Source organism: Arthrobacter sp. Y3223164, assembly GCF_059091005.1.
Window position 1 is genome coordinate 1 of sequence record NZ_JBNHGF010000968.1, and the last position, 304, is coordinate 304.

The 304-nt window shown below is 74.0% G+C and carries 1 protein-coding gene; it reads right to left on the reverse strand.

The features are described 5' to 3' along the window. On the reverse strand, nt 1-304 hold a 304-nt coding region (locus AC5RUJ_RS18955), incomplete at both ends, for an AMP-binding protein (protein ID WP_494156600.1).

Below are 304 nucleotides of genomic sequence, written 5' to 3' on the forward strand. Positions count from 1 at the left end.
GGCCACCGCAGCGATGGCCACCGTGGCCCCGGCCACGGGGGTGCCGACGCAGACGCCGTTCCCGAAACCGGCCGCGCGGATTTCCGCCAGGCTGATGTCCGTCACCGGCAGCGCTTCGGTCATGCCGTAGGGGGTGTGCAGCTGGGCGGACGGCATCAGCGACTGCACCTTGGCCAGCAGCGGCTCGGGGATCGGCGCGCCGGCCGAGAGCAGCAGCTTCACGTCGGCCAGGGCCACCCGGTGTTCGTCCGTGAGGCCGTCGGCGGTGGCGAGCACGTTCGCGAGGGCGGCCGGCGAGGCGAAG